This is a genomic window from Sutcliffiella sp. NC1, assembly GCF_027594365.1.
Classification (GTDB): Bacteria; Bacillota; Bacilli; order Bacillales; family Bacillaceae_I; genus Sutcliffiella; species Sutcliffiella cohnii.
Window position 1 is genome coordinate 3,806,802 of sequence record NZ_CP115153.1, and the last position, 14,168, is coordinate 3,820,969.

Below are 14,168 nucleotides of genomic sequence, written 5' to 3' on the forward strand. Positions count from 1 at the left end.
TTGGTCTTCAAAGGGGTTGAAACTATTGATAGTAGAAAAAATTATGAAGTCAGAAGTATATACACTTTCCCCAAATAACACAGTAGAAGAAGCACTAATGCTCATGGAAGAAAAAAGAATTCGTCATTTACCGATTTTAAATGAACAACACAATGTAGTTGGTATTGTTTCAGACCGTGATTTACGTTCGATAGTTCCTTCAGTGATACGTGAAAATGTAAGTAAGGAAGAAAGAGAAAAGCCTATTTCTGTATTAATGAATAAAGAAGTGGTTACAGGTCATCCACTTGATTTTGTTGAGGATATTGCAGGTATTTTTTATGAGTATAAAATCGGTTGTTTACCTATCGTTCAGCAAGACAAATTAGTTGGAATTGTGACGAAAACAGATGTCCTTCGTACTTTTGTTCAGCTTGCAGGTGCAAATCAACCTTCTTCCCAAATTGAAATAAAAGTTAAAAATATCGCTGGAAAATTATCGGACGTTACCTCAGTTTTTCGAAATCGTAATGTAAACATATTAAGTGTGTTAGTGTACCCTGACGATAATGAACTATATAAAATATTAGTCTTCCGTATTGGAACGATGAATCCTACAACGATAATTCAAGATCTAAAAAAGGAAGGCTATGATGTATTATGGCCTAATATATTGGGGAAAGAATTATGAAAAATGCCGTATTTATTTATTCGGATGATTTTCAAACTTATAAATTTAGTGAAAACCATCCGTTTAACCAGCTAAGAGTCTCTCTCTCACTAAGTTTATTAAAAGAAAGTCAAGCTATATCGGAAAACGATATCATAAGTCCTAGAATTGCAACAGATGATGAGCTTGCTTTAATACACGATAGAGCGTACATTGATGCCGTTAAATTAGCTGGGAACGGTATGTTAGGGGAAGACCGGGCAAGTAGTTACGGTTTAGGCACGGAGGACACACCAATTTTTTCGAACATGCATGAAGCAAGCAGTTTATTGGTTGGGGGAACATTAACTGCAGTAGATTATGTTATGACGGGTAAAGCGAAACACGCATTAAATTTAGGTGGCGGATTACATCACGGCTTCCGTGGAAAGGCTTCTGGGTTTTGTATATATAATGATAGCGCAGTCGCTATTAAATATATTCAAGAAAAATATAAAGCTAGAGTATTATATGTGGATACAGATGCACACCACGGTGACGGAGTACAGTGGGCATTTTATGAAGATGCAGATGTATGCACATTATCCATTCATGAAACTGGACGATACCTTTTTCCTGGTACAGGTAATGTCAATGAAAGAGGACAAAGTGACGGATATGGTTACAGCTTTAATATACCTATTGATGCATTTACGGAAGATGAATCATTTTTAGAAGTATATGAAAAATCTTTAGAGAAAATAGCCGCTTTTTTTAAACCAGATGTAATCGTAACCCAAAACGGTGCTGATGCACATTATTACGACCCTTTAACACATTTATCGACTACGATGAAAGTATATGAGGAAATTCCTAAAATTGCTCATAAAATTGCCCATCAATATTGTAATGGTAGATGGATTGCAGTTGGCGGTGGTGGATATGATATTTGGCGTGTAGTACCACGAGCATGGAGCTTAATATGGCTGGAAATGAATGATATGTCCTTACATAGCAGAAATATACCACATAAATGGATTAATAAGTGGAAAGATCAGTCACCTGTTGCTTTGCCGACTAAATGGGATGACGAAGAGGGGATATACGCCCCAATTCCAAGAAAAGCTGAAATTACTGAAAAAAATAGAAAAGTTTTAGAGCAGGCCTTATATCCACTTCGTCATATTGGGATTGATAAATCTTCATAAAACTATTTTAGCAAGTTGATTTTATAAATAAAAGGATAAACCCGAAGAGCTACAAAATACATGTCTTCGGGTTTTGCTATTTTAATAATCTATTTCTTCTACACTTGCCGGATCTGAAATAACAATTTCAACTCGTCGATTTTTTTGCATATTTTCTCTCGTAGTATTTGGAACAATTGGTCTCGTTTCACCGTACCCTACTGCAATAAATCGCTCTGCATTCAAGTCATGCTCATCGATTAAATAGCGAATAACACTACTTGCTCTAGCTGTAGATAATTCCCAGTTTGAAGGATATTGATAGTTATTCATCGGTACCGTATCGGTATGACCTTCAATTTTAACTAAATTCGGAATTCTTTCTAATAGATTTCCTAATTTATTTAAAAATGGAAACGCTACAGGGAGAATACTCGCTTCACCTGAATTAAATAAAATTTGCTCTTCCAATACAAGTACTACGCCACGTTCTGTTCGATTCGCTACGACGATATCTTCCAAGTCATTTTCATCAAGAAATTGCTGAACCTCTCGTAGTACTTCTTCCAATTGATCTTCGGATTGTTCTTCACCATAATTAGAATTGTTATTATTTGTTGATTCATAATCAATGGAAAAGTCTGTTGGATGTTCAAATGGAATAGCTGATGGGTGATAGTCCAATAAATTTACTTGTTTAAACGATTCAGCCACAGCTTTAAACTTTACTAAGTCAATCTGGGACATGGAAAATAAAAGAATAAAAAAAACGAGAATAAGCATAAATAGGTCCGAAAATGTGACCATCCAACGTGGTGCACCTTTATCGTCTGTTTTTTTCAATTTCCTGAACTTGCTCATCTACCTTCCTCCAAAAGTTCTTCATCTTCCCTCTCCTTTTCAGATTTCGCTAAAAATGCAGAAAGCTTTTCTTGTAACACTTTCGGATTTTGTCCAGATTGTACTCCTATAACACCCTCAATAATAATTTGCTTCATAAATACTTCTTTTTCTGTTTTATTTGCTAGTTTAGTAGCCATCGGTAAAAATACTAAATTAGCAAACAAACTACCATATAAAGTCGTCATTATTGCAATTGCCATATTAGGTCCTAAAGTTGCTGGGTTTTCTAAATTTCTTAACATTAATACAAGTCCTATTAAAGTACCTATCATTCCCCAAGAAGGAGCGAAGTCCCCAGCTTTCTCTAAAATTGCTCTACCTTTACTATGACGTTCTTCCATTGCTGCTACTTCTGCAGACATAATATCATGAATAACTTCTGGCTCTACACCATCAACTGCGAGTAGCACACCTTTTTTTAAAAAAGGATCTTCCACTTCTTCTACTACTGCCTCTAGTGCTAATAATCCTTCTCGACGGGCCCGATCAGATAATTCAACAAAAGTATCGATTACATCTGCTAATTCATTTTCCTCCCTAGAAAAGGTAGACTTAAGAACAGTTGGTAATATTTTTAGCTCTTTTAAATTAAATGTAACTAATAATGCAGCAGCGGTTCCACCAACAACAATTAAAAATGAAGAAGGATGTAAAAATGCGAGAGTCTCTGCAAGATCCCCATTTATAAATATTGCGAATAATACTACAATAAACCCTACAATAATTCCTACTGGTGTTAATACATCTAACTTTTTCATACGCTCTCCCCTAATATGCAACCTTGACTTTAGTAAACTAAAAGAGGACATTTCAAATTATAGAAGTTGTCCTCTTTTATATTATATATCGACATATTTTTTATTTTGTTGAGCGTCTCTTTTCAATTCGATGTGGTAGAACAACATTTGTTTCTTCTACCATTTCTTTATTCATTAGTTTTGTTAATAAACGCATCGCTACAGCACCTATATCATACATCGGTTGTACTACTGTAGTTAATTGTGGACGAACCATTGATGCAAGTCTCGTATTGTCAAAACCTACCACTTCTATATCCTCTGGGATATGTAATCCTTTATCTTGCGCTCCATGAATGACACCTAACGCCATCTCATCTGTTCCTACGAATATTGCAGTAGGTCTATTTTTTAATGTAAGAAGCTTTTCTACTGCTTCTATTCCTGAATCGTACGTGTAATCACCTTCAACCACCAATTCTTCTTCAAATGGAAGATTTACTTCTGCAAGTGCACGCTTGTAACCTTCTAACTTCTTTTCGCCATTTACAGGCTCTTCAAAAGGACCGGAAACATAACCTACATGTTTATGGCCAGTTTCTAATAAAGATTTTACCGCATCATATGCTGCTTGTTCATAATCAATCGTTACAGCTGGGATTTTATCTTCTTTATCAAATGATGCCGCTAATACAAGCGGAACAGGTGATTTTTCGAATTCCTCTACAAGCACATCTTTAATATTACCGCCCATAAACACAATTCCATCTACTTGTTTTCCTAGCATCGTATTAAATAGATGTAATTCTTTATCTGTGTTTTGGTCTGAGTTACTTAATATAATATTGTATTTATACATCGTTGCGATATCTTCTATCCCTCGCGCTAATTCAGAGTAGAAAATACTCGAAATATCAGGAATAATAACTCCAACTGTAGTTGTTTTTTTACTAGCTAGCCCTCTAGCAACAGCGTTCGGACGATAGCCTAGTCTGTCAATTGCTTCTAGTACCTTCTTTCTAGTTGTAGGTTTTACATTTGGATTACCATTAACAACGCGTGATACCGTTGCCATGGATACGTTCGCTTCTCTTGCAACATCATATATTGTGACGTTCATTGTAATCTCTCCTTCTTATACTTTTAATAAAATAATCGTCCATTATAACAACTAAAAAAGCCGCCAAATCAATTATATGTTTATTATCATACGATACTATCAAACGAAGAGCAACGTGTACGCGACCTTTCTAATGAAAATTTTATGTAATTTTCATAAATTGTTTTCATAAATTTAATGTTATTTTGCCTCATTATGTTACTTTATACTAACAATTCACAAATTTAGAAGAAAAAAGAGTAAATACTTATAAAGGTCGTCTCTATACAAAATAACTAAAAAAAGAGAAGAGCATTTTTGCTCTCCTCTCCCATTTATGCTTTATATGAATAATGACTTCTTAATTGAGTGATCCATTCATTAAACTGACCAATGTCCATTTGCTGATTTGCATCAGATAATGCGACAGCTGGATCAGGGTGTACTTCAGCCATCACTCCGTCTGCTCCGATCGCTAATGCAGCTTTTGCTGTTGGTAAAAGAAGATCTTTTCTTCCAGTTGAGTGTGTCACATCGACAAGTACTGGTAAATGTGTTTCTGATTTTAAAATCGGTACAGCTGAAATATCTAACGTATTTCTTGTAGCCTTTTCGTAAGTGCGTATTCCTCTTTCACAAAGAATAATTTGGTCGTTTCCTTGTGCAATAATATACTCGGCTGCATTGATAAATTCATCAATTGTTGCCGCCATTCCTCTTTTTAATAATACAGGTTTCTTCACTGCACCAGCAGCTTTTAACAATTCGAAGTTTTGCATGTTTCTAGCTCCGATTTGAATAACATCGATATAATCTAAAGCGACTTCTATATCAGCTGGATTTACGATTTCACTAATAACAGCCATATCAAATTCATCGGCTACTTTCTTTAAAATTTTCAATCCTTCTAAACCTAAGCCTTGGAAATCATAAGGAGAAGTTCTCGGCTTGAAAGCTCCACCTCTTAATAATTTAAGGCCTTGGCCTTTAGCCGCTTGAGCTACTTGAGCTACTTGCTCATAACTTTCAACAGCACATGGACCTACGACAAAGTATTGTTTACCGTCTCCGATCATTTCACCTTTAATATTAACAATTGTATCTTCTGGCTTTCTTTTTCTAGATACTAATAATCCTTTTTGCGTATCATCTTCTTGTAAATCTAAACCAGCTTTAAAAATTTCCTTGAAAATATGTTGAAGTGTTGAAGTTTCAAATGGCCCATCGTTATTTTCTGTTATTAAATCTAACATCGCTCTTTCTCGAACAGGATCATAGCGGTGAACGCCTTGTGCTTCTTTAATTTTTCCAATTTCTTGAACTAACTTTCCGCGTTCGTTAATTAATTTTAATATTTCTAAGTTCTTATCTTCTACTTGCTGTCTTAAAGTCTCTAAATTATTTTGATTCAACTTTCCTCACCCTTTCAAAATTGTGTACCAATTCACTAATTTAGAAATAATTATAAACCATCAAACCGAACTTGTCACCAACAAATACTTTATTAATTAGACGCTTTTAAGTAATAAAGTATTTTATGCAACAATTTGGGTATCGTGAAAGTGAATATTAGCCTTATTTATAAGGGAAGAACGTTGTGCAAGTCCAAAATAATGAAATTAGAAAATAGATTAAAGATACATTTTTGAATTCCTATTTTTAATTATGTAAAAAAAGACAGAGTACGCCACTCTGTCTTTTAAGTTGATTTATTCGCTTTTCAACTTTGTTTCGACTTCTTCAATTGCTTGCTTAGTTGCTTCAAGTCGCTTTTGAACTTCTTCCGTCATCTCTTCAGAACCGCTTTCAATTGCGCTAGCAGCTTCATTTATTACGTCTTCCACTTCCTCTTGTAACTCCTCTGATGCATCAATCGATTGTTCCTTTAAATGTTTTACTTTATCCATAACAACTTGGGACTGTTCAGATATAACTTGTGATAGCTGATTTGTTTTTTCTTTTGCAGTCGAAGCTAACTCGCTAGAAATCTCAGTAGCTTGTTGTTTCCATTGTTCAGATTTATCCTTTAAGTGGCTCGCTTGTTCTTGTAAATCGTCTCTCAATTCTTTCCCTGACTTCGGAGCGAGGAATAGTGCTGTTGTAGCCCCTACAATCCCACCTATTAATGTACCAATTAAAAAATCTTTTGTGTTGATCCCATCTTTACTCATGCTACATTCCTCCTCTTTCGAATTCATTTTTTTGTTTCTTTTTTACATTCCATTTCTCAACCAATTCCATTACTACATTCGACCATTGCACAACTTGTGATACTTTATCTTGGTTCTTGTCCATTTGCTGGACAACATTATTTGATAACCGTTGAACGGAATGGTTAAAGTTTTGTAGAGATGTTCCAACATCTTTAACAGCTACGACAACTGTATTAAGTTGCTCTGATTTATGTTGAATATCATCCATTAATGAGTTTGTCTTATGTAGTAATTGCTCTGTTTCACTTGAAATACCTTGCATCTGTTTTTCAATTCCACCAAGAGTCCCTGCTACTTGATCTAAAGTCCCTTGCACTGAACGTAACGTTTTAGATACATAAATAACTAGCACAAGGAAAGCAATAGCTATAATGAAGGCACTGATATATAGTAGATTAATTAACATGAACTTCAACACCTCCTGTTGTTAGTCTATACCCTTCTACTAAAAGTATAAACATCCTTCTATCTCTATTCTATTATGACTAGCAAATCCCTGCAAAAAAAAGAAGTTTTAAGTTACTACTTTAAGTATAAACAAAATTTTGTTTTTCGGTTACAATATTATAGTAAAAATAAAAGATTTTTCAAATAAAAAGGAGGAAATGAAATGAAAGACCCTCGTATCCAAACGTTAGCTAAAAATTTAATTAACTATTCTGTTCGTCTACAAAAGGGCGAAAAGGTGTTAATAGAAAACTTTGGCCTACAAAAAGAATTAGTCACTGCACTCGTAAACGAAGCGTATAAAGCAGGCGGTTACCCATTCGTTTCACTTAAAGATGCAACAGTTGACCGTGCACTATTAATGGGTGCACAAGAAGAACAATTCAATATGATTGCTGATTTCGAAAGAAATGTTATGGAAAAAATGGATGCATACATAGGTTTACGCTCTGGAGATAACATTAGTGAACAGTCAGATGTGCCAGACGAAAAAATGAAAATCCATGGTAACACTGTTGGCAAACGTGTACATCGTGAAATCCGTGTACCTAAAACGAGATGGGTAGTATTACGCTATCCAAACGCATCTATGGCACAATTGGCAAAAATGAGTACGGAGGCATTTGAAGATTTCTATTTTGATGTCTGTAACCTAGATTACAGTAAAATGAGTAAGGCAATGGATTCTCTAGTAGAGTTAATGAATAAAACAGATAAAGTAAGACTGACTGGAGTTGGAACAGACTTAACCTTCTCTATAAAAGACATCCCGGCTATTAAATGTGCAGGTGAAATGAATATTCCAGATGGGGAAGTGTATACGGCACCTGTTAAAGATTCAGTAAACGGTGTGATTACTTATAACACTCCATCCCCTTATCAAGGATTTACGTATGAGAATGTTAAATTAACATTCCAAGACGGAAAAATTGTAGAAGCAACGGCAAATGATACAGAGCGCATCAATAAAATTTTCGACACGGATGAAGGAGCTCGCTTCGTAGGTGAATTTGCTATTGGAGTAAACCCTTATATTCAACATCCGATGCAAGATATTTTATTTGACGAGAAAATTGACGGTAGCTTCCACTTTACACCAGGACAAGCTTATGAAGACGCTTGGAATGGTAACAATTCTAACATCCACTGGGATATGGTTATGATTCAAAGACCAGAATATGGTGGAGGAGAAATTTATTTTGACGATGTACTAATTCGTAAAGACGGACGATTTGTTATCCCTGAATTAGAAGCACTTAATCCAGAAAATTTAAAGTGAAAAACAAAAGTGGAGTCCGTACATCAATGTACGGGCTCCACTTCTTTTTAAACATTATAGAAGCGCTTCGTATGCTTCTTGGTATTTTTGAATATCACCAGCACCCATAAAAATAATAACACCATTCTCATGAGCTTTTAACGCTTCAACATTTGTTTCATCGATTACGTGTGAATTGTTTACTTTTTCTTTTAAATCTTGAATTGTTAATTTTCCATGATTCTCTCTAGCAGAACCGAAAATATCACATAAGTATACGTGATCAGCTAAGTTTAATGTATCGGCAAACTCTTGAAGAAATGTTTGCGTACGAGTATACGTATGAGGCTGAAATACAGCAACTATGTCTCGTTCTGGATATTTTTGCTTAGCAGCTTCAATCGTTGCACGAATTTCAGTTGGATGATGAGCATAATCATCAATTAATACTTGATTTTCCTTTTTCTTCTCTGAAAAACGCCTTTTTACACCTTCAAACGTTAATAGCCTATCTTGAATAATTTCTTCTGATACACCTTCATAATGACAAATAGCGATGACAGCTAACGCATTCAAAATGTTATGATCACCATATCCGACAATTTTAAAAGTTGCGTAATAGTTATTACGAACAAACACGTCAAATTCAGTACCTGCTGTTGATTTTTCTATAGAACGTGCTTGAAAATCATTTTCTTCACCAAATCCATAATAAATAACTGGTACTTTCGCCTGTATTTTTTGTAAATGTTCATCATCACCACAAGCGATAATTCCTTTTTTTACTTTTAATGCCATTTCTTGAAAGGCATTAAAAACGTCGTCAACATTTTGAAAATAATCAGGATGATCAAAATCGATATTCGTCATAATACAGTAATCAGGATGATACGCCAGAAAATGACGTCGATATTCGCATGCTTCAAATGCAAAATATTCGCTATCCTCTTCACCTTTACCACTGCCATCTCCGATTAAATACGAAGTTGGTTTTGCTCCTTGAATAACGTGTGCTAATAATCCTGTCGTTGATGTTTTCCCATGAGCACCTGTAACAGCTACACTCGTAAATTTCTCCATAAACTGACCTAAAAATTTATGGTATCGAATTACAGGAATTCCTAATTCATGGGCAGCCTCTATTTCCTCATGAGTATCAGCAAATGCATTACCAGCAATAACTGTCATGCCTCGTTGAATATTTTCTTTTGCGAAAGGGAGTATTTTTATCCCTTTTTGTTCTAAACCGATTTGCGTAAAAAATCTCTTTTCTAAATCTGATCCTTGTACTTTTAATTTCATATCATGGAGAATATGTGCAAGTGCACTCATTCCCGTACCTTTTATACCTACAAAATGATAAATGGTCATGAAAAGAACCTCCAACATTTATCTATCTAACTAAGTTACAAGCTTTATCCATAGAGAGTACAAAAAATAAACTAAATCATAAAACCGAAATAGGCATTTCCCTAATCTTAATAGTTAGTATATGACAATCGTCTAAAATTGCTCATTATTTAGTCCCTTACGTAAATGCTTATGTAACTTCACATCAACATATTATAGCACTAAACAATATGTAACTCCATAGGAAAAGAGTAGGGCGTTTTTTTAACATATACGTGCTTGTTTGTTCATTTATTATTTGGGGGAAGAAAGTTTTCCTATATTATCATTATTACCTATTACGGAAAAAATGAACGATATTTGCTTTTTTAATCTATCTGGCTAAATGACACTTCATTATAGACTACATTGATCGTAGGTATACGTTTTAAGTTAGCTGTTGCACTTCGCTACGTTCCACTCTCGATTTTAAATCTTGAAGGGTAAAACATTGTAACTTTTCTAAAACAAGCATAACCTATTTCTTCATTCTCCTTGTTAAAAGCGTTAGCATACCTTGTGTATATTTTTATTTTTATTTTTTTAAAAAAAGTTTGCCTAGTTAGAAAAACTGATAGATGTGGTATCTATCAGTTTTTTTAGTTTATTCTACCTTTTCTAATCTTGGATTAAATCGGTATTTTCGACCGGCTTTTGCTTGATTTTCTCCGTTTAAGAGAACATTATCTCCTGTAAAGCCAATGTTTATTTTTAATAAGCTACTTCCTACGCCATACATATCAACAGGCGCATGTGCTTCTTCAAATTCCTTAATACGTTTTTCGTTAAATCCACCACTAACGACTATTTTAACATGGTTAAAACCTTCGTTATCCAGTGCTTCTCTAAGAGCAAAAATTAACGGTGCGTTTACACCACGCGGATCGAAAGTCCCTAGTAAATCTGGGTTTCGAATGAAGTACTGGTCAATCATCGTTCTTGACGTATCCACTCTTACCCCTTTTAATAAGTCTCCAAACTCCCTTGCTACCTTTAATGCGTCTGTAATAATGTCATTATTATAGTCAACTAGGACTAATAGCTCATCCTTTGGAAATGTCTCATGATATGCTTTGGAAGCTTCTACAATATCACCGTTAAATAGTTGAATGAGTGCGTGTGGCATAGTCCCCATTCCTTCTTTGCCCCACCATTCACTCATCGCATGAGTTGCTTGTGCAGTAGAACCACCTATATGTGCAGCATATCCATCACCAGCTTGTTGTGTATAGTGATCATCGCGATCTCCCATAAATATAACTGGTTTCTTACCTGCTGCTTTAACAACGTTATAAACATTTGTCGCTACAGATGTTCTTCTAGCTAAAATACCGTCAATAACTCCTTCTAAGTACCCGAAATTTTGGTATGGCCCGGTTACCGTTAGTACTGTTTCAAATGGGCTTATTTTATCTCCATCTTTTAAAGAATGAATTTCTAAAGAATTAGGATCATCAGAAAAAGTTTTTAACAAAGCAATTACTTCATCTGTTCCACATAACACTGCATGGTTCTTTTGGAAAAATTGCATCGTTACAATATTATCTTCCTTATGCCTTTTAACAATTTCTCTTGTTTTTAAAAAATAAACAGCAGAGAACCAACCATCTTTAATTCTTTCATCAAACTTAAATGTTTGATTCGTTAATCTTTTTATTTTTCCTTGTAGCTTTAACTCGATTTCCTTCATCACAAAGCTCCTTACTTCCCCTATATTCTTATTTATAATCCTTATCTTAATGAAAGGAGGTAAATAAAACAACTACCAAGCATCATTGTGTACTCTGTATGTTTTGCAACTCTGTTTCTGTTAATAACACATCTCGAGGCTTACTTCCTCTAGAACCTGATATAATTCCTTGATTCTCCATCATATCAATAAGCCTTGCTGCACGATTGTATCCGATACGAAATCGTCGCTGCAAACTGGAAGTGGATGCTCCATCTTGTTCTATGACAAAACGGCATGCTTCCCAGAAAAGCTCATCTTCATCCGTTAGGTCATCTTGGTCCTTTAATAGTTCTTCTTGTTCAAATAAATAATCTGGTTCTCTTTGAGCTTTTACGTGGCTAACTACCTTTTCTATCTCTTCATCTGAGACAAAATTTCCTTGCACACGGATTGGTTTTGGAGCACCATTTTGTAAGAACAACATATCCCCTTTACCGAGTAATCTTTCTGCTCCACTAACATCAATGATTGTTCTCGAGTCTACTTGTGAAGAAACAGAAAATGCAATTCTTGTCGGGATGTTAGCTTTAATTAGACCTGTAATTACGTCAACAGAAGGTCTTTGTGTAGCAATTAATAAGTGAATCCCGCATGCACGTGCTTTCTGAGCTATTCGACATATAGCATCTTCTACGTCACTAGGAGCCATCATCATTAAGTCGGCAAGCTCATCAATAATAATTACTAGATAAGGTAGTTTTTCCTGGTTATGCTGTTCAGCCTTTTCATTAAATCGTGATATATCTCTAACTTGCGCATGAACAAACAGTTCATATCTTCTTTCCATTTCTTCAACCGCCCATTTTAGCGCAGCGGTAGCAGCTTTTACGTCCGTTATAACAGGACTGACTAAGTGCGGTATATGGTTGTATGGTGTTAACTCTACCATCTTCGGATCAATTAATAATAATTTTACTTCTTCTGGACTAGATTTAAAAAGTAAGCTTACAATAATAGAGTTGACGCAAACGCTTTTACCCGATCCTGTTGCACCAGCAATTAAACCGTGTGGCATTTTCATTAAATCTAACACTACTGGTTGTGCAGCTATATCAAGCCCTAAAGCAACCGCTAGAGGTGATGAATGTTGCATAAATTCCTTTTGTCTAATGATTTCTCGAATTACAACTGGCTTACTAACTTTGTTTGGAACTTCTATTCCTATTGTATTTTTTCCAGGAATCGGAGCTTCTATCCTAATATCTCTAGCAGAGAGACTTAGCTTAATATCATCACTTAAATTTGTCACTTTATTAACTTTTACTCCTGGCTCTGGTTGCACCTCAAACTGAGTTACTGCTGGCCCTTTTGTTGCACGTACTACTGTTGCTCCTACTCTAAAATGTTGCAATGTTTGATTTAGCAAATGCTTTTGTTCTTGTACCCAATTCTCATCATCGTTTGAAAATTGTGGTGGGATGTTTAATAGCGTTACATTTGGCTTTTGAAACCCATTATGTCTATGTCTTTCCATCGATTGTTTTTGCATATTTTTTCGATCTTTTTCAAGCATAATAACATTAAATGGAACCCATTGTTTTTTGTTTTCTTTATTTGTTACCGGCTGTTCTGTACGCTCCACCTTTTTTTCTACTTCAATAGAAGATGCAATTTCCTGTTTACTTTGTTCCATTAACTGAAGCTGCGCCTCTCCCTGAACTACAGTTTCGTCCTCTTCATGCTGAGTTGATTTTTTCGTAGTATCAGAGTTTACCTCAACGTCGTCTATTTGCTCGGATCTAACAACAATAGTTTGCTCTAACGTGTCTTTTTCCTGTTGCATTAAAGTAGCTTGATCGACAGTCTTCTCTACATCTACTAGGTTAATAGATTCATGCTGATATATTTCGCCTTCATGATTTTGCTCGGTTTCTACTTCCACCAATACTTCTTCTTCTTGTTCCGCTGGCGGTAGATCATACATTTCCTCTATTGATGCTTTTCCAGAAGAATTCTCTTGTTCAGCCAAATCCTCATAAAATAGACTTTTTTCTTTATGTACATCTATAATATTTTCTTCTACATCATAGGATATATATTCATTTTTTATTTCATTAAAAGAACCTATGTTTCTTGATACTACTTTTGGTAATTCATATTCTGGTACAATATCTTCTATTTTTTGCTCATCTTTTTTAAAACCATATATAGGTGAAGGTACTTCCGTTCTATAAAAAGGCTTCTTAAAGTAGCTTTTTTCTTCCTTTTTGACGATAACTTCTACTTGTTTTTCTTTCTTTTTAACTTCCTCTTTTTCCTCTACTGGTTGTTGTTCTACCTGTTCCCAATTTCTTTTTCTCTCTTTTCTCTCTACTTTCTCCATCCTATCTGGCAAATATTTAGTCGTGTTTTGTGGATACTGGTAAGATACTCTTGCTTTTAGTTCTTTTTCTACTATTTTCTCTTTTGGGATGAATTCTTTACGTGCTATTACACTTTTTTCTTCATCTTCAACTTTTAATTGGTTTATTATTTTCTTCCACCAACTCAACGTTCTCCCACTCTTTTCTATGTTTATATTTAAGTGACAGCTCCCACTATTAGCAAAAATAGGAACCTAATCTTAGATGCTTCG

12 protein-coding genes are annotated in these 14,168 nt (G+C 34.9%); 3 read left to right on the plus strand and 9 right to left on the minus strand.

The window, feature by feature from the left end; all coding sequences use genetic code 11:
- Positions 1-25: 25 nt before the first annotated feature.
- Complete coding sequence (locus O1A01_RS19820; protein WP_270064811.1) at positions 26-670, plus strand: acetoin utilization AcuB family protein; 645 nt, start codon at positions 26-28, stop codon at positions 668-670.
- Complete coding sequence (locus tag O1A01_RS19825; RefSeq protein ID WP_270066440.1) at positions 664-1,836, plus strand: acetoin utilization protein AcuC; 1,173 nt, start codon at positions 664-666, stop codon at positions 1,834-1,836. The genes O1A01_RS19820 and O1A01_RS19825 overlap by 7 nt, the downstream gene beginning before the upstream one ends.
- A gap of 81 nt (positions 1,837-1,917) precedes the next feature.
- Here the strand turns inward: O1A01_RS19825 and motS are convergent, their stop codons facing one another.
- The 6 genes from motS to O1A01_RS19855 all read right to left on the minus strand — a co-directional run bounded on the left by motS (position 1,918) and on the right by O1A01_RS19855 (position 7,173).
- The gene (gene motS / locus O1A01_RS19830) at positions 1,918-2,676 is read right to left on the minus strand and encodes a flagellar motor protein MotS (protein ID WP_270064812.1); all 759 of its coding nucleotides are present in this window, start codon (positions 2,674-2,676) and stop codon (positions 1,918-1,920) included.
- Complete coding sequence (motP, locus tag O1A01_RS19835; protein ID WP_066413169.1) at positions 2,673-3,476, minus strand: flagellar motor protein MotP; 804 nt, start codon at positions 3,474-3,476, stop codon at positions 2,673-2,675. The genes motS and motP overlap by 4 nt, the downstream gene beginning before the upstream one ends.
- A gap of 100 nt (positions 3,477-3,576) precedes the next feature.
- Entirely contained in the window at positions 3,577-4,575 is a 999-nt protein-coding gene (ccpA, locus tag O1A01_RS19840) for a catabolite control protein A (protein WP_066413170.1), read from the minus strand.
- A 314-nt stretch (positions 4,576-4,889) separates the two neighbouring features.
- The gene (locus tag O1A01_RS19845) at positions 4,890-5,966 is read right to left on the minus strand and encodes a bifunctional 3-deoxy-7-phosphoheptulonate synthase/chorismate mutase (protein WP_066413173.1); all 1,077 of its coding nucleotides are present in this window, start codon (positions 5,964-5,966) and stop codon (positions 4,890-4,892) included.
- Positions 5,967-6,263: 297 nt separating this feature from the next.
- Entirely contained in the window at positions 6,264-6,725 is a 462-nt protein-coding gene (locus O1A01_RS19850; RefSeq protein WP_270064813.1) for a YtxH domain-containing protein, read from the minus strand.
- Position 6,726: 1 nt separating this feature from the next.
- Positions 6,727-7,173 carry a DUF948 domain-containing protein gene (locus O1A01_RS19855; RefSeq protein ID WP_066413180.1) on the minus strand — a complete coding sequence of 149 codons (447 nt, stop codon included), beginning with the start codon at positions 7,171-7,173 and terminating at the stop codon, positions 6,727-6,729.
- Positions 7,174-7,377: 204 nt separating this feature from the next.
- Between O1A01_RS19855 and O1A01_RS19860 the strand changes: the two genes are divergently transcribed.
- Positions 7,378-8,493, plus strand: a complete 1,116-nt coding sequence (locus tag O1A01_RS19860) for an aminopeptidase (protein ID WP_066413181.1) — start codon at positions 7,378-7,380, stop codon at positions 8,491-8,493.
- A 54-nt stretch (positions 8,494-8,547) separates the two neighbouring features.
- Here O1A01_RS19860 and murC read toward each other — a convergent pair whose 3' ends face one another.
- From murC to O1A01_RS19875, 3 genes are all read right to left on the minus strand, one after another.
- A complete protein-coding gene (gene murC, locus O1A01_RS19865) occupies positions 8,548-9,843 on the minus strand; it encodes a UDP-N-acetylmuramate--L-alanine ligase (protein ID WP_066413186.1) in 1,296 nt (431 codons plus the stop codon).
- 622 nt (positions 9,844-10,465) lie between these two features.
- Positions 10,466-11,551, minus strand: coding sequence for a nicotinate phosphoribosyltransferase (locus O1A01_RS19870; RefSeq protein WP_066413189.1), 1,086 nt, complete (start codon positions 11,549-11,551; stop codon positions 10,466-10,468).
- An 82-nt stretch (positions 11,552-11,633) separates the two neighbouring features.
- A complete protein-coding gene (locus O1A01_RS19875) occupies positions 11,634-14,084 on the minus strand; it encodes a DNA translocase FtsK (RefSeq protein ID WP_270064814.1) in 2,451 nt (816 codons plus the stop codon).
- Between the last annotated feature and the right edge of the window lie 84 nt (positions 14,085-14,168).

Coding starts and splice junctions, on each gene's coding strand:
- motS (WP_270064812.1), bottom strand. CDS start 2,676: ATGAGCAAGTTCAGGAAATTGAAAAAAACAGACGATAAAGGTGCACCA.
- motP (WP_066413169.1), bottom strand. CDS start 3,476: ATGAAAAAGTTAGATGTATTAACACCAGTAGGAATTATTGTAGGGTTT.
- ccpA (WP_066413170.1), bottom strand. CDS start 4,575: ATGAACGTCACAATATATGATGTTGCAAGAGAAGCGAACGTATCCATG.
- O1A01_RS19850 (WP_270064813.1), bottom strand. CDS start 6,725: ATGAGTAAAGATGGGATCAACACAAAAGATTTTTTAATTGGTACATTA.
- O1A01_RS19855 (WP_066413180.1), bottom strand. CDS start 7,173: ATGTTAATTAATCTACTATATATCAGTGCCTTCATTATAGCTATTGCT.
- O1A01_RS19860 (WP_066413181.1), top strand. CDS start 7,378: ATGAAAGACCCTCGTATCCAAACGTTAGCTAAAAATTTAATTAACTAT.
- murC (WP_066413186.1), bottom strand. CDS start 9,843: ATGACCATTTATCATTTTGTAGGTATAAAAGGTACGGGAATGAGTGCA.
- O1A01_RS19870 (WP_066413189.1), bottom strand. CDS start 11,551: ATGAAGGAAATCGAGTTAAAGCTACAAGGAAAAATAAAAAGATTAACG.